Below are 17,666 nucleotides of genomic sequence, written 5' to 3'. Positions count from 1 at the left end.
ATTAGTATATTAACGATGAGGAAAGGAGTTGAACACCATTTTTAAATAATTATTGTTTGTTCTCTAAACGTAATAATTCTTCAAACGATGCAATTGCTACTTCCACTTGATCATCTGTTGGTTCTTTCGTTGTTAATAGTTGTAGCCATAATCCAGGATATCCAAGTACGCGTAATACGGGAATATCTCGTAATCGATTTGTAAATTGCAATACTTCAAAAGAAATACCAAGTACAACTGGAATTAATAAAATTCTGTTTATAACTCGTGCCCAAAGAGGATCTGTAGGGACTAGGAAATAAACGAACATTCCAATAATGACTGTAAATATAATAAAGCTACTGCCGCATCTATAATGGAGACGAGTTTGCTTTTGAACGTTTTCTACAGTCAGAGGAAGGTTATTCTCGTAAGCATTGATTACCTTATGCTCTGCACCGTGATACTGAAATACCCGCTTAATAAGTGGGGTTAAAGAAATAAAGTATATATAGCTCAATAATAGCATGAGCTTAATGACACTTTCGACAATGATTTGCCCAGTATGAGATGGGAAAATCGGTCTCGTTAATTCAGCTAATAGTGCAGGAACTGCTGTGAAAATGACTTTACCGAATATAAAAGATAAAACGCCAACAGCTGCAACTCCTAATACCATCGTTAATTTTGATTGTTCTTCTTTTTTATTTGCAATTTGTTCATCATCTTCTGGGTGGACGTCAAATCGTTCTGAAGCGAAGTTTAAATGCTTTGCTCCATTCGCACTTGCATCCACAATAGCGGCAATCCCTCGTAAAAATGGAATTTTTTTTAGGGTAGATAGTACTTTATTACGAACGCGTGGTAATCGATAAAATTCAATCGATTTATCTTTACGACGAACCGCTGTAACAGTATATTCTCTACCGCCAAACATAACTCCTTCTATGACCGCTTGCCCGCCATATATTTGTTTTGACTCTTCTGCCATGTTAACACCAACCTGTATTTGTTTCTCTCTTATGTAGAAAAAGAGGCAATTGTCATACTGGGTTCTGTCGTTTTGAAATAAGACAATCACCGAGTTTCCTTTATTTTATCGGCAAATACAAGTAGATGACAAGGGAAAATGTTATGAGAGTCGGACATTTCTTATTCTTTTTATAGACAAATTTCGCAGGATTTAAACATGCTTCAAAATAGTTTCGGGCATACTATTGAGCGGAGGTGTCGATGTGAGTCAAGAACAATTAGGAACAAGGAATTTTGTGCAGATTGGTTTGTTTGGTGGAATCTTTTGGGGCGGGATCTGGTATTTCCTTCATATATTTTCATTCACGGAGGCGGGACCGAATTATTTCCTTTTACCATTTGCGTTTGGAAGTTGGAAAGAGGGTGTATGGGGCAATGTGTTCGGAATAGTGTGTATGGGACTTCTTTCAATTTTGATCGCCTTTTTGTATAAAGCATTTTTTGCGAAGTTTGAAGGGATTATAGCGGGAATTATTTATGGGCTATTTTGGTGGGCACTACTGTTTTTGGGGATGGGTTTAATGGCTCCTGTTATTAAAAGTGCGCTCCATTTACCAAAAGAGACAATTGTGACGACAATATGTATTTTTATATTGTATGGTGTGTTTATAGCATATTCTGTTTCTTACGCAGTAAATAGCAATAAAGCAGAACAAGAAGGGCAAGAGAAGACGAACTATTCAAATAAGTAACTCCTATGTTAAAATATTGTATAGATATTTAATATTAAGGAGTTTTAAGAATATGAAAAAGTTACTCCTCGTAAACGGTCCTAACCTAAATCGCCTCGGTGTTCGTGAGGTAAATGTATATGGAAAGGGCACGCTAGCGACACTTGAAGCAGATATGAAGCAAGAAGCAGAAACAATGGGAGTGGAGTTAGAATGTTTCCAATCGAATCATGAAGGTGCCATTATCGACATTATTCATGAAGCGGAAGATATATATGAAGGGATCATTTTAAATCCGGGAGCATTTACGCATTATAGCTATGCGATTCGTGATGCCATTGCGAGCATTTCGATTCCTGTTATTGAAGTACATATTTCTAACATTCATCAGCGTGAATCGTTCCGTCATGAATCTGTGACGGCAGCTGTTTGTGCAGGTCAAATTGTAGGATTTGGTTTTTATGGCTATAAGTTAGCGTTATTTGCATTAATGGAGAAATTGAGGGAGGCATAAAGTAATGGAGAAAATTGAAAGATTACGAAGTGCATTTGATGAGGCTGGCATTGACGGTATTTTGTTAACAAATGAACATAGTCGTAGATATATGGCTAACTTCACAGGAACAGCAGGCGTTGTTCTTATTTCAAAAGATCGTGCTCAATTTATTACAGATTTCCGTTACGTCGAGCAGGCAAGTAAACAAGCGGTTGGATATGAGGTTGTACAGCACGCAGGATTGATCATTGATGAAGTGGCAAAGCAAGTGAAAGAGCTTGGAATTCAAAAACTTGGTTTTGAGCAAGATACTCTTACATATAGTTCTTATTCAGTGCATAAGGAAGCGATTGATGCTGAATTTATCCCGACTTCTGGACTTGTAGAAAAGTTACGCTTGATAAAGACTGATTCAGAGATTAAGATATTAAAGGAAGCTGCACAGATTGCAGATGCTGCCTTTGAGCATATTCTATCATTCATTCGCCCGGGAGTATCTGAAATTGAAGTGTCAAATGAACTTGAATTTTTCATGAGAAAACAAGGAGCAACATCTTCTTCGTTTGATATTATCGTTGCTTCAGGTCTTCGTTCGGCATTACCGCACGGCGTGGCATCTGAAAAAGTGATAGAAACAGGAGATTTCGTTACATTAGACTTCGGCGCTTATTACAAAGGATATTGTTCTGATATTACTCGTACGATTGCAGTCGGTGAACCATCTGATAAATTAAAAGAAATTTATAATATCGTTTTAGAAGCACAATTACGTGGTGTGAACGGTATTAAAGCTGGTTTAACAGGTCGCGAGGCTGATGCGCTAACGCGTGACTACATAACGGAAAAAGGATATGGTGAATACTTTGGACACTCTACTGGTCATGGAATAGGTCTTGAAATCCATGAAGCACCAGGTTTAGCGTTCCGTTCTGATACAGTACTTGAACCAGGTATGGCTGTAACAGTAGAGCCAGGTATTTATATTCCAGGTATTGGCGGCGTACGTATTGAAGATGATATCATTGTGACAAGTGAAGGTAATGAAGTAATTACGAAATCACCAAAAGAACTTATTATTTTGTAATACACAGGAGGATTTTTTTACATGATTTCAGTAAACGATTTTCGTACAGGTTTAACAATTTCAGTGGACAATGCCCTTTGGCAAGTACTTGATTTCCAACACGTAAAGCCAGGTAAAGGTGCTGCATTCGTTCGTTCTAAACTACGTAATCTTCGCACAGGTTCTGTTCAAGAGAAAACATTCCGTGCAGGTGAGAAAGTAGAAAAAGCACACATCGAAAACCGTCGTATGCAATACTTATACGCAAGCGGTGAGGCTCATGTATTTATGGATAACGGAACTTATGAGCAAATCGAACTTGGTGAAAAACAAATCGAGCGCGAGCTTAAATTCCTAAAAGAAAACATGGAAGTAGCAATTATGACTTACCAAGGCGAAGTACTTGGTGTTGAACTTCCAAACACAGTTGAATTACAAGTTACAGAAACAGAGCCTGGTATTAAAGGTGATACTGCTTCTAACGTAACAAAACCAGCTACATTAGAAACTGGTCTTGTTGTACAAGTACCAATCTTCATTAACGAAGGCGAAATGCTTATCATCAACACTGGTGAAGGTAAATACGTTTCTCGTGCATAGTAAAAAAGCACTCGTGATAATTCACGAGTGCTTTTTTTATAGGAAATAGGGTAGATAGTAAATAGCTGTTATTATAAAACTGATTAAAACAAGTGAAAGAGTACCCATAATAGATGGAGTCAAAACAATTTGAAATGGTTTTATTTCGCCAGTCTCAACGCCAGTTAATGTTTTACTTATTGCGTGATCTGTAATGTTATTTCTATGGTTACTCATAATAATTAACCACATAATTGCAAATATTGCTAAACTACCAAGGAAAAAGGTCTCTATAAATGACCAACCGACTAATAATGAAAAAAGATAAATAAGAGCTAATTCTACTACAACGGTTAAACTAATTTTCAATGCCTTCATATTTTTCCTCCTCATTTTGTAATTTCAACCAGTTTAAAAAATTTTTACGTGACACGACATGCAGAGAGCAAGGTGACTTTACTTCTTTCTCTAGTGCAGCGTGTTCGTCTGGAAACTTGTTTTCCACATGCAATGAAATATAAGGTAGTTTTTCTTGTGCTTTTAGTGAGCGGATATTATTCGTTTTAGCACCAGCAAATACGTAGGAAAGTTGTAAGTCTAAAAAGGCGATTTTAAAGATTTCTTTTTTAGCAGCCTCGTTATAGCCTTTTCCCCAGTACGGATAGCCGAGCCAACTACCAATGTGAGATTTCTTTTTTTCATTATTAATATGTTTAAGTGTGGTGAGGCCAATTATTTCATTTTCTTCATTCACAATCATTCTCGATAAGGATTTCTTTTGACGCTCTTCTTCTATTGCGAAAAGAAGAAATGTTTTCGTGTCTTCGATGTTTTCTACCGTTATTCCCAATGCATTTTTTATATGTGGATCACTTGATAGCTCGAAAATCACATTTGTATGGCATAAATCTAGTGGTAATAAAGTGACGTGTTGCATGGTTTAAACCTCTTTTAAACTAAATATACCATAATATACCATTAAATGATATGAATATTCAGATTGTAATTCGGAATTTAGAGAAAAATTATGTTTTTACTTCTGAAATAGACAACCTCTGCATATGGTTGTACAAATATATTCTTTTTTAGAATACGAAGTTAGTAACTGTTACGGGAGAAGGTGGAAGAATGAAACAGTGGCTAGCGGCAATGGAAACATCCGTGCTTGTTATGGGGGCACTTCGATTATTTTCAGGTAGTGCGGAGATATTTGCTGCTTTGCTTATGCTTTATGTGAATGATGCGAAGAAAGCGTTGTTTATAAATGGTATGTTGGCGTTTGTTGGACCTACCGTATTAATTTTAACAATGACAATTGGGATAGCGAGTGTAGCAAGTGAAATTTCTTTCTTGAAGCTCTTTTTTCTAGCGCTTGGAATTTGCTGTATTTTTATCGCATTACTGAAATAGTAAGTCGAGTATAGTGGGGAGAAGCCGATGAAAGAGGTATTAGAAGTTTTACCAAAAACGATGAAGTACTTAATTGAAGAATGTAAGCAATACGATGCTTTAGAGGAAATTCGTGTTCGAATTGGAAGGCCGCTAGAGTGTATTGCACACGGAAAGGTGTTTTTTTATGACTATATCACTACTGCAGAGGATGCTATTTACTTATTGAATAAGTTAAGTCAATTCTCAATTTATACGATGGAAGAGGAATTAAAACGTGGGTATGTGACGCTTCGCGGAGGGCATAGAATCGGGTTAGCAGGAAAAGTCATTACAGAAAAAAGCGCAGTGAAAATGATTCGTGATGTCTCTTCCTTTAATATTCGTATTGCTCGTCAAAAAATAGGGATTGCTGAACCGCTTTTGCCATATTTGTATGAAAAAAGGTGGTTAAACACGATGGTAATTGGCCCTCCTCAAACGGGAAAAACGACACTCTTAAGAGATGTAGCACGTTGCATGAGTCAAGGGGTAAGTGCTTCGGAAATTCCTTCCTGTAAAGTGGGGATCGTTGATGAACGGTCAGAAATTGCTGGTTGTGTGAAAGGGATCCCGCAATATGATTTTGGTACCCGAGTCGATGTGTTAGACGCATGTCCAAAGGCAGAAGGAATGATGATGATGATTCGTTCTATGAGTCCTGATATTTTGATCGTAGATGAAATTGGCCGTAAAGAAGATAGTGAAGCAATTATGGAGGCAGTGCATGCAGGTGTCCAGCTTTTTATAAGCGCACACGGATTTTCCTATGAGGATGTTGTGAGACGTCCATCGCTCAAGGCAGTGCTAGAGCTTGGTATATTTGATAGGTTTGTGGAGTTGTCAAAAGCGAGGGGTCCAGGAACGGTTATGCAGGTGAAAGATAAATATGGAAAACCAGTGTTATCAAATAGAAAGGCTGAGGGCGTATGGTGAAAATATTTGGTGCAGTGTTAATCGTTGCGGTCAGCACCTTTTTCGGGTTTTCGTACGCTAAAAGATACAGTGAGAGACCGAGGCAACTTAGGTTATTAAAATCAGCACTTCAATCATTAGAGGCAGAAATTATGTATGGACACACACCTTTATCTGAGGCTGCCGAGCGATTAGTTAAACAAATGCCAAAGCCATTAAATTGGATATTTCAAAGTTTCGCTAAAAAACTAGAAAGTGGAGAACAAACAGTAAGGGAAGCTTGGATAGATAGTTTGAAAGAGAATTGGAAGTTGACGGCTTTTCAACAAACCGAGTATGAAATACTGCAGCAATTTGGTGAAACGCTAGGGCAACATGATCGTGAATCACAACAAAAACATATTCGCTTATGTATTACACATTTGGAGAGAGAAGAAGAGGAAGCGAAAGCTTTACAACTGCAATACGAAAAAATGATTAAGAGCTTAGGGGTACTAGCAGGGCTACTTATTGTAATTTTACTGCTATAGGGGGGAGAAAGGCGATGTCCATTGATGTTGGATTAATATTTCAAATCGCCGGAATCGGCATTGTTTTAGCTTTCATTCATACTGTACTAAAAGAATTGAAGCGTGAGGATATTGCAAATTGGGTTATCCTTGTCGGTTTTGTCGTCATTTTATTTCATGTTGCATTTTTAATTAATACGCTATTCGACAAGATTAAAAGTGTCTTTCTCTTCCAGTAAAGGAGGCGGTTCGAATCGAAATTATACAAATTGTCGGATTAGGCCTCGTTGCTACGTTTTTAGCTGCTGTTTTGAACCAGCATAAATCTAGTATTACATCTTTATTTATTGTGTTCGTAGGTAGCGTGATGTTTCTTATTTTAATCGATCAAATTCATTCTATTTTACAAATGATTGAGAGAGTTGCGAGTGAAGCGAAAGTTAGTAACGTCTACGTGGAAACGTTACTAAAGATTATTGGAATTGCTTATATTGCCGAGTTTGGAGCTCAAATTACAAAAGATGCTGGTCAAGGTGCCATCGCTTCGAAAATTGAACTTGCTGGGAAAATCTTAATTCTCGTTATGGCAATTCCTATTTTGACGGTTGTAATTGAAACTATTCTCGGATTTTTACCGACGGGATAAGGGGGAGTGGATGTTGAGGAGGTTTGGAGCTAAGCTGCTATTTGCTTGCTTCCTTTTCTTTTCTTTACCAGTTGTTGTACAAGCTTCTCCTGTAGAAACAAACGTCGTTGATCAACAATTGGATAAGCTCGGAATTGAAGATGTGAAGCAATTTTGGGACGGGCTTGTTACAAAATATGGAGGCTATTTGCCAGAGAGTCAAAAAGGGAGTTTTATGGAGTTTGTAAAGGGAGAAAAAGAATTCTCTCTAAAAGAGTGGATGATAGGGTTATTAAAATATTTATTTCATGAGCTTGCAGCTAATGGAAAACTGCTTGGCACACTCATTATGCTCACAATCTTTAGTGCATTGTTGCAATCACTGCAATCCGCTTTTTCAAAAAGTAGTGTAAGTAAAATTGCTGATGCTGTTGTATATATGGTACTTATTATTTTTGCTTTAAATAGTTTTTATGTCGTTATGACATATGCAAGAGAAACGATACAAACAATGGTAGATTTCATATTAGCGCTATTGCCAATTTTATTGGCGCTTATAGCGACTGGTGGCGGGGTTGTATCTGTATCTTTCTTTCATCCGATTATCATTTTCTTAATGAATACAAGCGGGCTTCTTATGAATTATATCGTTCTACCGCTTTTATTACTGGCAACGATATTAAGTATTGTAAGTACAATGAGTGATCAATATAAAGTGACGAAATTGTCCAAGCTTCTGCAAAACGTTAGCGTTGGGATTATCGGTATCTTTTTAACGATTTTTTTAGGGGTATTATCTGTACAAGGAACAGCAACAGCCGTTGCTGATGGAATAGCTGTGAAAACTGCTAAATTTGTAACAGGGAACTTCATTCCAGTAGTCGGAAGGATGTTTACAGAAGCGGCAGATACTGTTATTAGCGCATCAGGATTATTGAAAAACACAGTCGGAATTATTGGGCTCGTCATTTTATGTTTAATTGTTGCTTTTCCAGCGATTCAAATTTTCTGTATCGCATTTATTTATAAATTCGCAGCAGCAGTATTGCAACCGGTTGGCGGCGGAGCAATTATTCAATGCTTAGACATTATTGGACGAAGCATCATTTACGTATTTGCTTGCTTAGCTATCGTATCATTTATGTTCTTTTTAAGTATTACAATTATTATTGCTGCGGGGAATATTACACTTATGATGCGGTAGGAGGTGAAGAGTATGCAATTTGTTACAGAGTGGATCAGAAATATTATCGTTTTTTTGCTCTTAGCGACAATGCTTCATCTTATTCTTCCAAATTCGAATTTGCAAAAATACGTTAAATTCGTTGTAAGTCTTTTATTAGTCGTATTAATTTTAACACCTCTTTTTAAACTATTGCAGACAGATGTAAATGAAGTAATTGCAAATTTTAATGAAGAAAAGTACGTAGCAGAAGGATCTGTAAAAAATTCAATAGATTCGAAGAAAAAAGAAATACAAGCTCTAACACGTGCATATAGTTTAGAAGAGATGGCTACCAAAATGAAAAAAGAAGTAGGAAAAGAGTTTGAGAAACAGTATGGTATGTCAGTCTCTGAAATACAAATAGTCGCAGCGGAAAGCACAGCGGAAGTAAAGTCAGCGAAAGATATTCAATCTGTTGTTGTGACGTTAAAAGAAAAAGAACGTAGTAAAAATGATGCAATCGAAACAGTAAAACCAGTTGAAATTAACACGAAAGAACCACCGAAAAAAGTAGAGGAAACGAATGTAGAAATGAAAGACTTCTTTTCAAGCAGGTGGCAACTAGAGAATAAACAAATCCAAGTTCAAATGGAAGGGAGGACAGGTAGAGTAAATGGACAATAAAGATAAAAATTCGAAGTTCTCATTTTTTCGAAACTTATTGAATGGAGATGAAAAAGAAAGTAATGAGAAGGGAAGAAAGGTAACACCTAAGTTCTTACTTGTCCTACTCATACTTGGAATGTTGCTTATGTTTTCTAGTAGTTTTTTTTCAAGTAAAAAAGAAGAAGTACCTGTATTTAAAGAACAAAAAACTCAAAACCAGGAAAAAGATGTACCAACTTTTGGACAAAAAAATAATGATAATATGTCAAATGTAGAAAAATATGAAAAAGCGTATGAACAAGAATTAAAAACTGCTTTAGAAGAAATAGCAGGAGTAAAAGACGTAACGATTAAAGTGAATTTGGATTCATCTGAAGAAAAAATTTTAGAAAAAAATACAGTGAAACGCTCACAAACAACAGGTGAAACAGATAAAACAGGCGGTAAGAGAGAAGTAGAGGACGAGTCTCTTGATGAAAAGACTGTCATTATACGTGAAGGGGATAAAGAAACTCCTGTTGTTTTACGAACAGAGAAGCCGAAAGTACGTGGTGTTCTTGTCGTAGCAAAGGGAGTGGATAATATACAAGTTAAAGCAATGGTAAAAGAAGCTGTGATAAGGCTGCTAGATGTACCGGCCCATCGCGTTTCAGTTTCACCGAAAAATTGATAGGGAGGAAATAAAGTGTTAAAAAAACAAACAGTTTGGCTATTAACGATGTTAAGTTTAGTTGTTGTACTATCTGTGTATTACGTGACAACTCCTGACAAAATGAATACAGCATCGCCAGCAACAGGTGAAAAGATTGGACAAGAAAAACAAGGTACTGATAAAGCAGTAACAAACGAAGCGCCTAAAGAAACTCCGAAAAAAGAAAATACAAGCAAAGAAACAACAAATAAAGAAACAGACAAAAAAGAAAATGCAAAAAAAGAAACAAGTAAAAAAGAGGGCAATGTATCAGTTCAATCAAGTGATGAGAATTTCACAGCTTTACGTATGCAAATGGAAGATCAGCGTAGTGAAGAGAAAGCAAAATTACAAGAAGTGATGAATTCTTCGAAATCTTCAGCGACAGAAAAGAGTAAAGCGAAAGATAACTTTGATGCAATCACTACAATGGAAACGAAGCAAGAATTACTTGAGACAGTAATTAAATCTCAAGGAGGATATCCAGATGCTCTTGTAAGAGCTGATGGTACTGATATTAGAGTAACGGTTAAAGCGGCAAAACATTCACAGAAAGAAGCAAATAAAATTATTCAACTTGTAAGAAGTGAAGGCGGATCAAAAGATGTAGGTGTGAAATTTGATCCACCAGCGAAATAAGTGAAACTTTAATCCGTAGGGATTTCCCTGCGGATTATTATCTTTTACTAAGCAAAGGGTATGCAAATAGTAAAAAGAGTATGTAAGTACGTGTGAATAGAAAAAAGCTATCATTTTCGATAGCTTTTTTCTATTTCGTCTTTGTAATTATTTTTACTATGTTCAACTCGGAACGGAGAAATACGTTGTGAGTAAAAGATTAGTGGTTCATGGTACTGATGATTACTTTTTCCGGATTTGACGTGGATGAAAAGAACGCATGCCCAAACGATTACAGCAGGTAAAAAGAGAATGAGCCATATCATATTTCCACACCTCGACACAATATATTTTCTACACTTTGAACATACTATTCTTATATGAAGGAATGATGAACGGCGTGTAAACAAAAAAATAATATTTGGTAAAAATATGTTATTGACTATAGGTGTGGTGAAGAGTGGAGAGGGAATGGCATGTTTGCTGTGTAACGTTTTGAAAAAGTAGTGAATGTTTTTTTAGAAGTGGTCTTGCCAATTTCATGTGAAACTTGGTATTATTACTAGGTATTAAATTTTTTATTGGAATAATATTTTTACAGGAATTTCGATTTATTATAAAGAAATATAAATTGGAATGTTTAAAAAATTTATCGTAAGATGGAAATAGTAAATATTTCTATTAGTTAATGAAATATATTTTCTAATAGAGTACATCGTATTTTTACAGTCAATCTAGTTTTCGTGACGAGAATCTGTAAAAACGGGACAAACAAGAGTATGGGAGTGGATTTTACATGTTTAAAATTCAAGAAGTTCGCGAATTAATTAAATTAATTGATAGCTCTAATATTGATGAATTTGAATACAAAAAAGACGGTACAACAATCAAAATGAAAAAGCGTGGTAATGAAGTTGTTGCTGTGCAAGCACCTGCAGCAAAACAAGCTATGCAACCAGTAGCGCCTGTTGAAGTTGAAACGAAAGTAGCAGCAGCACAAGCAGAAGCACCAAAACAAGAAGAGAAGAAGGCTGTTCAAAATGAAAACCTACATAAAATCACATCACCGATGGTAGGTACATTCTATTCTTCTTCTTCGCCTGATACCCCTCCATATGTAAGTGTTGGGGATAGAGTATCGAAAGATTCTATCGTATGTATTGTCGAGGCTATGAAGTTATTTAACGAAATTGATGCTGATGTAGAGGGCGAAATTGTTGAAATTCTTGTTAATAACGGACAACTTGTTGAGTATGGACAACCGCTATTTCTTGTAAAAGCGTAATAAGGGAGTCTTTGTGATGATAAAAAAAGTATTAATAGCCAATCGTGGGGAAATTGCTGTACGAATTATTCGTGCTTGTAAAGAAATGGATATTGAAACAGTTGCAATTTATTCAGAAGCAGATAAAGAGTCACTTCACGTACAGATTGCAGACGAGGCGTATTGTGTAGGACCAACGATTTCGAAAGAAAGCTATTTAAATTTGACAAACATTATTAGCGTTGCGAAGTTAACAGGCTGCGATGCTATTCATCCGGGATACGGATTTTTAGCAGAGAATGCAGATTTCGCAGAGTTATGCCGTGAATGTAACTTGATTTTTATCGGTCCAAGTCCAGAAGCTATTTCAAAGATGGGCACAAAAGACGTTGCTCGTGATACAATGAAAGAAGCAGGGGTTCCGATTGTACCAGGTTCACAAGGGATTATTAAAAATACCGAAGAAGCGATCGAGCTTGCTAATCAAATTGGATATCCAGTTATTATTAAAGCGACTGCAGGTGGCGGCGGAAAAGGTATTCGTGTTGCACGCCATGAAGAAGAGCTTATAAAAGGAATTCAAATTACACAGCAAGAAGCTAGTACCGCTTTTGGGAACCCTGGTGTATACTTAGAAAAGTACGTTGAAGATTTCCGCCATGTTGAGATTCAAATAATGGCAGATACACACGGAAATGCCATTCATTTAGGAGAGCGTGATTGTACAATTCAGCGCCGTTTGCAAAAACTATTAGAAGAAAGTCCATCACCTGCACTTGATGAAGATATTCGCAAGCAGATGGGTGAAGCGGCAGTTAAAGCGGCGGTAGCGGTTGATTATACAGGTGCTGGTACGGTTGAGTTTATTTATGAATATAAAACGAAAACCTTTTATTTCATGGAGATGAATACGAGAATTCAGGTTGAGCATCCGGTTACTGAAATGGTAACGGGAATGGACTTAATTAAAGAGCAAATTCTTGTTGCTTCAGGAGAAAAGTTATCGTTACAGCAAGAAGAAGTACAATTTAATGGTTGGGCAATTGAATGTCGAATTAATGCGGAAAACCCTGCCAAAAAATTTATGCCATCTCCAGGTAAAGTAGAAATGTATTTACCACCAGGAGGATTTGGTATTCGCGTCGATTCAGCTGTATATCCGGGATATTCAATCCCACCTTTCTATGATTCGATGGTTGCTAAATTAATTGTTCACGGAAAAACACGTGAAGAGGCAATTGCAAAAATGAAGCGCGCACTTAGTGAATTTGTCATTGAAGGCGTACATACAACAATCCCGTTCCATTTGCAATTGCTAGATCATCCTGATTTTGTAAAAGGTGAGTTTAATACGAAATTTTTGGAAGAGCATGAACTTGTGACGCAGTGATACATTAAAGGAGGTTTTTTTCATGGCTGAACATATGTTAGATATGGGTCAAGATACAACTCTTGGTAAAGTAGAAATTGCACCAGAAGTAATTGAAGTAATTGCAGGTATTGCAGCTGCAGAAGTAGAAGGTGTAGCGGCAATGCGCGGTAATTTTGCTACAGATGTTGTTGAGAAGTTAGGTAAGAAAAATCATGGTAAAGGTGTAAAGGTTGAATTAGCAAACGAAGATATTATCGTTGACCTTTATGTTGTAATGTATTTTGGTGTAGCAATTCCAGTTGTTGCACAAAAGATTCAAGACAATATTCGCCAAGCACTCTTTACAATGACAGGACTTGAGCCAAAAGAAGTGAATGTTCACATCGTTGGCGTAACATTCGAAACACAAAAAACAGAAATCGAACCAGTGTAAGAATGAAAAGGTGCCTAGTAACATAGGCATCTTTTTTATCGTTTCATTTCTTCACAAATTACAACCCTCTAATTATTATACTATTTCAAAAAATAAGAAATAAACAAGAAAATGTTTCGTTTTTCCAAAAAACGTACATTGTGATAAGATATGGAACTTGAAGTTAATCTTTTTATTATTTTTCAGCCTTGTAACCCGTGTGTGAAACGATAAATTGTGTTATTATCATTGTATTATAAGGTTGGAAAATCAATGAAAACTGTAAGAGTAAGTGAATTGACGGCTTATAAATTATAATAATATAACAAAGTATAAGGAAAGACTTGAAGCATAAAGGAGAGTTACAATGAAACGTAGGACGGCTAGAGAAAGAGCAATGCAAGCATTATACCAAATGGATATTACAGGTGAATTAGAACCGAAAGTAGCAGTGGAAAACACGCTAGATGAAGGCGAAGAAACAAATGAGTTTCTAGAGTCACTTGTAGTAGGTTTTGTAGAAAATAAAGAAGCAATCGATGAAGCGATTCGTCAAAATTTAAAAAAGTGGAAGCTTGAGCGTATTAGTATTGTTGATCGCAGTATTTTACGTGTAGCTGTGTATGAAATGAAATACATGGAAGAAATTCCACACAACGTAACAATTAACGAAGCAATTGAAATTGCTAAAACATTTGGGGATGAGGAATCTCGTCGTTTTATTAACGGCGTTTTATCTAATATAAAAGATACACTGTAAATTCTTTAAGGGGGAATCTTAAAATGGTAGCAGTAATCATTAAAGGAAATGAAGTTGCGGAGAAAAAACGAGCACAATTAACAGAAGAAGTTGTGAAGTTGAAAGAGCAAGGTATTGTACCAGGATTAGCAGTTATTTTAGTTGGAGAAGATCCAGCATCTCGTTCTTATGTGAAAGGAAAAGAAAAAGGCTGTGAACAAGTAGGGATTTACTCAGAGCTAATTGAACTTCCTGAAACAATTACTGAGGAACGTTTGCTTGCTGAAATCGATCGCTTAAATGGCGATGACCGTATTAATGGCATATTAGTGCAATTACCTTTACCAAAACATATTGAAGAAAAAGCTATCATTGAAAGAATTTCACCAGAAAAGGATGTAGACGGATTTCACCCAATCAGCGTGGGACGTATGATGACGGGACAAGATACATTCCTTCCATGTACACCGCATGGTATTGTAGAATTAGTAAAAGAAACAAATCTTGATATTTCTGGAAAACATGTAGTAGTAATTGGAAGAAGTAATATTGTCGGTAAACCAGTGGGGCAATTGTTTTTAAATGAAAATGCCACTGTCACATATTGTCATTCTAAGACGCAAAATATGAAAGAGTTATCGAAGTTAGCTGATATTTTAATCGTAGCTGTTGGACGACCTAAAATGATAACAGCGGATTATATTAAAGAAGGGGCGGTTGTAATTGACGTTGGTGTTAACCGTTTAGAAACAGGAAAACTTTGTGGTGATGTTGACTTTGACAACGTGTTAGATGTTGCGGGTTACATTACACCTGTGCCAAAGGGTGTTGGTCCAATGACAATCACAATGCTTCTTCATAATACTGTTGAATCTGCCAAACGTGCAGGTGTCGTTTGTAAATAATTTGAGTCGGCTATGAGGAGAGAGAAATGGAGAAGCAATATTTAACCGTTACAGCGTTAACACGCTATATAAAAACAAAAATAGAATATGATCCGCATTTGCAGTCTGTTTGGTTAAAAGGTGAAATTTCCAACTTTAAAAATCATAGCCGTGGCCACATGTATTTTACATTGAAAGATGAAAATGCAAGAATCGCAGCGGTTATGTTTGCGGGCCATAATCGTAATATTAAATTCAAACCGGAAAATGGGATGAAGGTACTCGTGAAAGGGAAAATCTCTGTTTACGAGGCGAGTGGTTCTTATCAAATTTATATTCAAGACATGCAGCCTGACGGAGTCGGAAATTTACATTTAGCGTACGAACAGTTAAAAGTTCGTTTAGAAGAAGAAGGACTTTTTTCTCAAGTTTATAAAAAAGCGATTCCTCCTTACGCTAAAACAATAGGTGTGATTACGTCGCCAACAGGAGCAGCGATTCGTGATATTATAACAACGATTAAACGTCGTTATCCAATTGGGAATGTTATTGTATTTCCGGTACTTGTACAAGGGGAGTCAGCGGCTCCCTCGATTGTACAAGCGATTCGTACAGCGAATGAAATGGGAGAGATAGATGTACTAATCGTTGGTCGTGGTGGAGGTTCTATTGAGGAATTATGGGCTTTCAATGAGGAAATGGTTGCAAGAGCAATCTTTAAGAGTGAAATCCCTATTATTTCGGCAGTAGGCCATGAAACGGATTTTACAATCGCAGATTTTGTTGCGGATTTACGCGCGCCAACACCGACCGCAGCAGCTGAGCTGGCAGCACCTAACATTATAGAGTTACAAGAAAAGGTATTACAAAGAACTCTGAGATTGCAAAGAGCAATGAGAGAGTTAGTACATAAAAAAGAAGAAAAACTACAAGTGTTGCAAAAATCGTATGCGTTCCGTTATCCAAGACAAGTATATGAGCAAAAGGAAGAGCAATTAGATAGAGCGCTAGAACAGCTTGTTTTAGCGAAAGAGCGCTATATTGATAAAAAGGTGAATCAGTTAAAGCAACTTTCATTTTATTTAGAGAAGCACCACCCATCTCAAAAAATTATGCAAACGAAGGTAGCTGTGGAAACGTTGCAAAAGCAATTACAACGTGAAATGCAAACGTTACTTCAAACGAAAGAATTTGCCTTTGTAAGAGCTGCTCAAAAACTTGAAGCGTTAAGTCCGCTTAAAGTAATGATGAGAGGGTACGGGCTTGTATATGATGAAGAGAAGCAAGTGTTAAAAAGTGTGAAAGATGTAAGCCTTGGAGATGCTGTTTCAGTTCAATTACAAGATGGAATACTAGATTGTAGCGTATCAGGCATAGAGGAGCGTGAATTGAATGATGGAAAATAAATTAAGCTTTGAAGAGGCAATTTCGCAACTTGAGCATCTTGTTTCTAAGCTAGAACAAGGTGACGTACCTTTAGAAGAAGCGATTTCTTATTTTAAAGAAGGTATGGAATTATCTAAGCTTTGTGATGAGAAGCTGAAGAATGTACAAGAACAAATGGCAGTTATTCTTGGGGAAGATGGAGAGCTTGAACCGTTTACTGCTTTAGGAGATGAAGCATAGTGACGATTGCTTTTGATACTTTTTTGAAAGAAAGTAAAACTTTCGTAGAAGAAAAACTTGTAAGCTATGCAAATGGATTACAATGTCCAAATGTACTTCGTGAAGCGATGGCATATTCTTTGGAAGCGGGTGGAAAACGTCTCCGCCCGTTACTTTTGTTTGCAACATTACAAGCGTTTGGGAAAGAAAGAAATCTTGGAGTAGGTGCAGCTTGTGCTCTTGAAATGATTCATACATATTCGTTAGTTCATGATGATTTACCTTGTATGGATGATGATGATTTAAGAAGAGGAAAGCCCACAAATCACAAGGTATTTGGTGAAGCGATGGCAGTTTTAGCAGGAGATGGCTTATTGACATACGCTTTTCAAGTTATTATGGCATATGAGCAAAAAGAAATTTCTGCTGAAAAAAAAGTAAGACTTGTACTTGAACTCGCAAAAGCAGCAGGACCAGAAGGAATGGTTGGCGGACAAGTGGCAGATATGGAAGCGGAAGGGAAACGCCTTACGATTGATGAATTGGAGTACATCCATAAACATAAGACCGGAAAACTACTTGAATTTGCTGTACTTGCGGGTGCGATACTTTCTGATGCGACAGAAGAGCAAGAAGAAAAGTTGCTTACGTTTGCCAAATATATCGGTCTAGCTTTCCAAATTCGAGATGATATTTTAGATGTCGAAGGAACTGAAGAAGAGATTGGAAAACCGATTGGTAGCGATCTTTCTAATGAAAAGAGCACATATACGACGTTGTTTACTGTAGATAGAGCAAAGGATATTTTAGAAGAAACAATTGCAGAAGCAAAAGGTGCGATTAGCTCCTTGCAATTACAAGATGAATATTTACTCTCTATTTGCGATTTGATTGCAAAACGTAATAACTAATATAACAGCGTTTTCATTTGTTGAGTCATTCATCATTTTATG

25 protein-coding genes are annotated in these 17,666 nt (G+C 36.7%); 21 read left to right on the top strand and 4 right to left on the bottom strand.

What is annotated here, in order from left to right; all coding sequences use genetic code 11:
- Positions 1-49: 49 nt before the first annotated feature.
- On the bottom strand, positions 50-970 hold the full coding sequence (locus tag NST90_RS19830) for a DUF1385 domain-containing protein (protein ID WP_000807121.1): 921 nt from the start codon (positions 968-970) through the stop codon (positions 50-52).
- Positions 971-1,214: 244 nt separating this feature from the next.
- Between NST90_RS19830 and NST90_RS19825 the strand changes: the two genes are divergently transcribed.
- The 4 genes from NST90_RS19825 to efp are packed head-to-tail and all read left to right on the top strand — an operon-like array spanning position 1,215 to position 3,841.
- Positions 1,215-1,703, top strand: a complete 489-nt coding sequence (locus NST90_RS19825) for a YqhR family membrane protein (protein ID WP_000076881.1) — start codon at positions 1,215-1,217, stop codon at positions 1,701-1,703.
- Between the two features lie 52 nt (positions 1,704-1,755).
- On the top strand, positions 1,756-2,196 hold the full coding sequence (gene aroQ / locus NST90_RS19820) for a type II 3-dehydroquinate dehydratase (RefSeq protein ID WP_000735140.1): 441 nt from the start codon (positions 1,756-1,758) through the stop codon (positions 2,194-2,196).
- A gap of 4 nt (positions 2,197-2,200) precedes the next feature.
- Entirely contained in the window at positions 2,201-3,262 is a 1,062-nt protein-coding gene (gene pepQ / locus NST90_RS19815; RefSeq protein WP_000411040.1) for a Xaa-Pro dipeptidase, read from the top strand.
- Between the two features lie 21 nt (positions 3,263-3,283).
- The gene (gene efp, locus NST90_RS19810) at positions 3,284-3,841 is read left to right on the top strand and encodes an elongation factor P (protein WP_000626516.1); all 558 of its coding nucleotides are present in this window, start codon (positions 3,284-3,286) and stop codon (positions 3,839-3,841) included.
- 36 nt (positions 3,842-3,877) lie between these two features.
- On the opposite strand, the gene NST90_RS19805 is transcribed toward efp, so the two are convergent.
- Both NST90_RS19805 and NST90_RS19800 read right to left on the bottom strand, forming a co-directional pair.
- Positions 3,878-4,198: a hypothetical protein gene (locus NST90_RS19805; protein WP_000645570.1), complete on the bottom strand. Its 321-nt coding sequence runs from the start codon at positions 4,196-4,198 to the stop codon at positions 3,878-3,880.
- A complete protein-coding gene (locus NST90_RS19800) occupies positions 4,179-4,757 on the bottom strand; it encodes a GNAT family N-acetyltransferase (RefSeq protein WP_001164980.1) in 579 nt (192 codons plus the stop codon). The genes NST90_RS19805 and NST90_RS19800 overlap by 20 nt, the downstream gene beginning before the upstream one ends.
- Positions 4,758-4,948: 191 nt before the next feature.
- On the opposite strand from NST90_RS19800, the gene NST90_RS19795 reads away from it, so the two are divergent.
- Genes NST90_RS19795 through NST90_RS19755 form a run of 9 tightly spaced genes read left to right on the top strand, consistent with a single transcriptional unit; the run spans position 4,949 to position 10,458 of the window.
- Positions 4,949-5,230, top strand: coding sequence for a YqhV family protein (locus NST90_RS19795; RefSeq protein ID WP_000816050.1), 282 nt, complete (start codon positions 4,949-4,951; stop codon positions 5,228-5,230).
- A gap of 27 nt (positions 5,231-5,257) precedes the next feature.
- Entirely contained in the window at positions 5,258-6,184 is a 927-nt protein-coding gene (spoIIIAA, locus tag NST90_RS19790; protein WP_000665905.1) for a stage III sporulation protein AA, read from the top strand.
- On the top strand, positions 6,178-6,693 hold the full coding sequence (gene spoIIIAB / locus NST90_RS19785; RefSeq protein ID WP_000238702.1) for a stage III sporulation protein SpoIIIAB: 516 nt from the start codon (positions 6,178-6,180) through the stop codon (positions 6,691-6,693). Before spoIIIAA ends, spoIIIAB begins: the two co-directional genes overlap by 7 nt.
- Positions 6,694-6,707: 14 nt before the next feature.
- Complete coding sequence (gene spoIIIAC / locus NST90_RS19780) at positions 6,708-6,911, top strand: stage III sporulation protein AC (protein WP_000020914.1); 204 nt, start codon at positions 6,708-6,710, stop codon at positions 6,909-6,911.
- A gap of 23 nt (positions 6,912-6,934) precedes the next feature.
- On the top strand, positions 6,935-7,318 hold the full coding sequence (gene spoIIIAD, locus NST90_RS19775) for a stage III sporulation protein AD (protein WP_077393170.1): 384 nt from the start codon (positions 6,935-6,937) through the stop codon (positions 7,316-7,318).
- Positions 7,319-7,328: 10 nt separating this feature from the next.
- Positions 7,329-8,501: a stage III sporulation protein AE gene (gene spoIIIAE / locus NST90_RS19770; RefSeq protein ID WP_000946110.1), complete on the top strand. Its 1,173-nt coding sequence runs from the start codon at positions 7,329-7,331 to the stop codon at positions 8,499-8,501.
- Between the two features lie 12 nt (positions 8,502-8,513).
- A complete protein-coding gene (spoIIIAF, locus tag NST90_RS19765; protein ID WP_001161052.1) occupies positions 8,514-9,146 on the top strand; it encodes a stage III sporulation protein AF in 633 nt (210 codons plus the stop codon).
- Positions 9,136-9,798, top strand: coding sequence for a stage III sporulation protein AG (spoIIIAG, locus tag NST90_RS19760; protein WP_000368881.1), 663 nt, complete (start codon positions 9,136-9,138; stop codon positions 9,796-9,798). Before spoIIIAF ends, spoIIIAG begins: the two co-directional genes overlap by 11 nt.
- Positions 9,799-9,813: 15 nt before the next feature.
- Positions 9,814-10,458 carry a SpoIIIAH-like family protein gene (locus NST90_RS19755; protein ID WP_000914709.1) on the top strand — a complete coding sequence of 215 codons (645 nt, stop codon included), beginning with the start codon at positions 9,814-9,816 and terminating at the stop codon, positions 10,456-10,458.
- Between the two features lie 110 nt (positions 10,459-10,568).
- On the opposite strand, the gene NST90_RS19750 is transcribed toward NST90_RS19755, so the two are convergent.
- The gene (locus NST90_RS19750) at positions 10,569-10,763 is read right to left on the bottom strand and encodes a hypothetical protein (protein ID WP_000638000.1); all 195 of its coding nucleotides are present in this window, start codon (positions 10,761-10,763) and stop codon (positions 10,569-10,571) included.
- A gap of 470 nt (positions 10,764-11,233) precedes the next feature.
- Here NST90_RS19750 and accB point away from each other — a divergent pair, with 470 nt between their 5' ends.
- The 8 genes from accB to ispA all read left to right on the top strand — a co-directional run bounded on the left by accB (position 11,234) and on the right by ispA (position 17,624).
- Positions 11,234-11,722, top strand: a complete 489-nt coding sequence (gene accB / locus NST90_RS19745; RefSeq protein WP_000472859.1) for an acetyl-CoA carboxylase biotin carboxyl carrier protein — start codon at positions 11,234-11,236, stop codon at positions 11,720-11,722.
- A 16-nt stretch (positions 11,723-11,738) separates the two neighbouring features.
- Positions 11,739-13,091 (top strand): acetyl-CoA carboxylase biotin carboxylase subunit, encoded by a 1,353-nt coding sequence (gene accC, locus NST90_RS19740; RefSeq protein WP_000592870.1) that lies wholly within the window; start codon positions 11,739-11,741, stop codon positions 13,089-13,091.
- Positions 13,092-13,113: 22 nt separating this feature from the next.
- Positions 13,114-13,506, top strand: a complete 393-nt coding sequence (locus NST90_RS19735) for an Asp23/Gls24 family envelope stress response protein (protein ID WP_000807630.1) — start codon at positions 13,114-13,116, stop codon at positions 13,504-13,506.
- A gap of 346 nt (positions 13,507-13,852) precedes the next feature.
- Positions 13,853-14,245 carry a N utilization substance protein NusB gene (nusB, locus tag NST90_RS19730; protein ID WP_000830247.1) on the top strand — a complete coding sequence of 131 codons (393 nt, stop codon included), beginning with the start codon at positions 13,853-13,855 and terminating at the stop codon, positions 14,243-14,245.
- Between the two features lie 23 nt (positions 14,246-14,268).
- Positions 14,269-15,129 carry a bifunctional methylenetetrahydrofolate dehydrogenase/methenyltetrahydrofolate cyclohydrolase FolD gene (folD, locus tag NST90_RS19725; protein ID WP_000226732.1) on the top strand — a complete coding sequence of 287 codons (861 nt, stop codon included), beginning with the start codon at positions 14,269-14,271 and terminating at the stop codon, positions 15,127-15,129.
- A 26-nt stretch (positions 15,130-15,155) separates the two neighbouring features.
- A complete protein-coding gene (xseA, locus tag NST90_RS19720; RefSeq protein WP_000415248.1) occupies positions 15,156-16,514 on the top strand; it encodes an exodeoxyribonuclease VII large subunit in 1,359 nt (452 codons plus the stop codon).
- On the top strand, positions 16,504-16,734 hold the full coding sequence (gene xseB / locus NST90_RS19715) for an exodeoxyribonuclease VII small subunit (RefSeq protein WP_000428423.1): 231 nt from the start codon (positions 16,504-16,506) through the stop codon (positions 16,732-16,734). The genes xseA and xseB overlap by 11 nt, the downstream gene beginning before the upstream one ends.
- A complete protein-coding gene (ispA, locus tag NST90_RS19710; RefSeq protein ID WP_000150380.1) occupies positions 16,734-17,624 on the top strand; it encodes a (2E,6E)-farnesyl diphosphate synthase in 891 nt (296 codons plus the stop codon). The genes xseB and ispA overlap by 1 nt, the downstream gene beginning before the upstream one ends.
- Positions 17,625-17,666 lie beyond the last annotated feature (42 nt).

It is taken from the genome of Bacillus sp. FSL E2-8900 (assembly GCF_037966225.1).
Lineage (GTDB): Bacteria > Bacillota > Bacilli > Bacillales > Bacillaceae_G > Bacillus_A > Bacillus_A cereus.
The sequence above is the reverse complement of the archived record's forward strand: the minus strand, read 5'-3'. Positions and strand labels throughout refer to the sequence as shown.

Bases quoted from the DNA above. Each gene is read 5' to 3' on its own strand.
- NST90_RS19830 (WP_000807121.1), bottom strand. From the start codon at position 970: ATGGCAGAAGAGTCAAAACAAATATATGGCGGGCAAGCGGTCATAGAA.
- aroQ (WP_000735140.1), top strand. From the start codon at position 1,756: ATGAAAAAGTTACTCCTCGTAAACGGTCCTAACCTAAATCGCCTCGGT.
- pepQ (WP_000411040.1), top strand. From the start codon at position 2,201: ATGGAGAAAATTGAAAGATTACGAAGTGCATTTGATGAGGCTGGCATT.
- efp (WP_000626516.1), top strand. From the start codon at position 3,284: ATGATTTCAGTAAACGATTTTCGTACAGGTTTAACAATTTCAGTGGAC.
- NST90_RS19805 (WP_000645570.1), bottom strand. From the start codon at position 4,198: ATGAAGGCATTGAAAATTAGTTTAACCGTTGTAGTAGAATTAGCTCTT.
- NST90_RS19800 (WP_001164980.1), bottom strand. From the start codon at position 4,757: ATGCAACACGTCACTTTATTACCACTAGATTTATGCCATACAAATGTG.
- NST90_RS19795 (WP_000816050.1), top strand. From the start codon at position 4,949: ATGAAACAGTGGCTAGCGGCAATGGAAACATCCGTGCTTGTTATGGGG.
- spoIIIAA (WP_000665905.1), top strand. From the start codon at position 5,258: ATGAAAGAGGTATTAGAAGTTTTACCAAAAACGATGAAGTACTTAATT.
- spoIIIAB (WP_000238702.1), top strand. From the start codon at position 6,178: ATGGTGAAAATATTTGGTGCAGTGTTAATCGTTGCGGTCAGCACCTTT.
- spoIIIAC (WP_000020914.1), top strand. From the start codon at position 6,708: ATGTCCATTGATGTTGGATTAATATTTCAAATCGCCGGAATCGGCATT.
- spoIIIAE (WP_000946110.1), top strand. From the start codon at position 7,329: ATGTTGAGGAGGTTTGGAGCTAAGCTGCTATTTGCTTGCTTCCTTTTC.
- spoIIIAF (WP_001161052.1), top strand. From the start codon at position 8,514: ATGCAATTTGTTACAGAGTGGATCAGAAATATTATCGTTTTTTTGCTC.
- spoIIIAG (WP_000368881.1), top strand. From the start codon at position 9,136: ATGGACAATAAAGATAAAAATTCGAAGTTCTCATTTTTTCGAAACTTA.
- NST90_RS19750 (WP_000638000.1), bottom strand. From the start codon at position 10,763: ATGATATGGCTCATTCTCTTTTTACCTGCTGTAATCGTTTGGGCATGC.
- accB (WP_000472859.1), top strand. From the start codon at position 11,234: ATGTTTAAAATTCAAGAAGTTCGCGAATTAATTAAATTAATTGATAGC.
- accC (WP_000592870.1), top strand. From the start codon at position 11,739: ATGATAAAAAAAGTATTAATAGCCAATCGTGGGGAAATTGCTGTACGA.
- NST90_RS19735 (WP_000807630.1), top strand. From the start codon at position 13,114: ATGGCTGAACATATGTTAGATATGGGTCAAGATACAACTCTTGGTAAA.
- nusB (WP_000830247.1), top strand. From the start codon at position 13,853: ATGAAACGTAGGACGGCTAGAGAAAGAGCAATGCAAGCATTATACCAA.
- folD (WP_000226732.1), top strand. From the start codon at position 14,269: ATGGTAGCAGTAATCATTAAAGGAAATGAAGTTGCGGAGAAAAAACGA.
- xseA (WP_000415248.1), top strand. From the start codon at position 15,156: ATGGAGAAGCAATATTTAACCGTTACAGCGTTAACACGCTATATAAAA.
- xseB (WP_000428423.1), top strand. From the start codon at position 16,504: ATGGAAAATAAATTAAGCTTTGAAGAGGCAATTTCGCAACTTGAGCAT.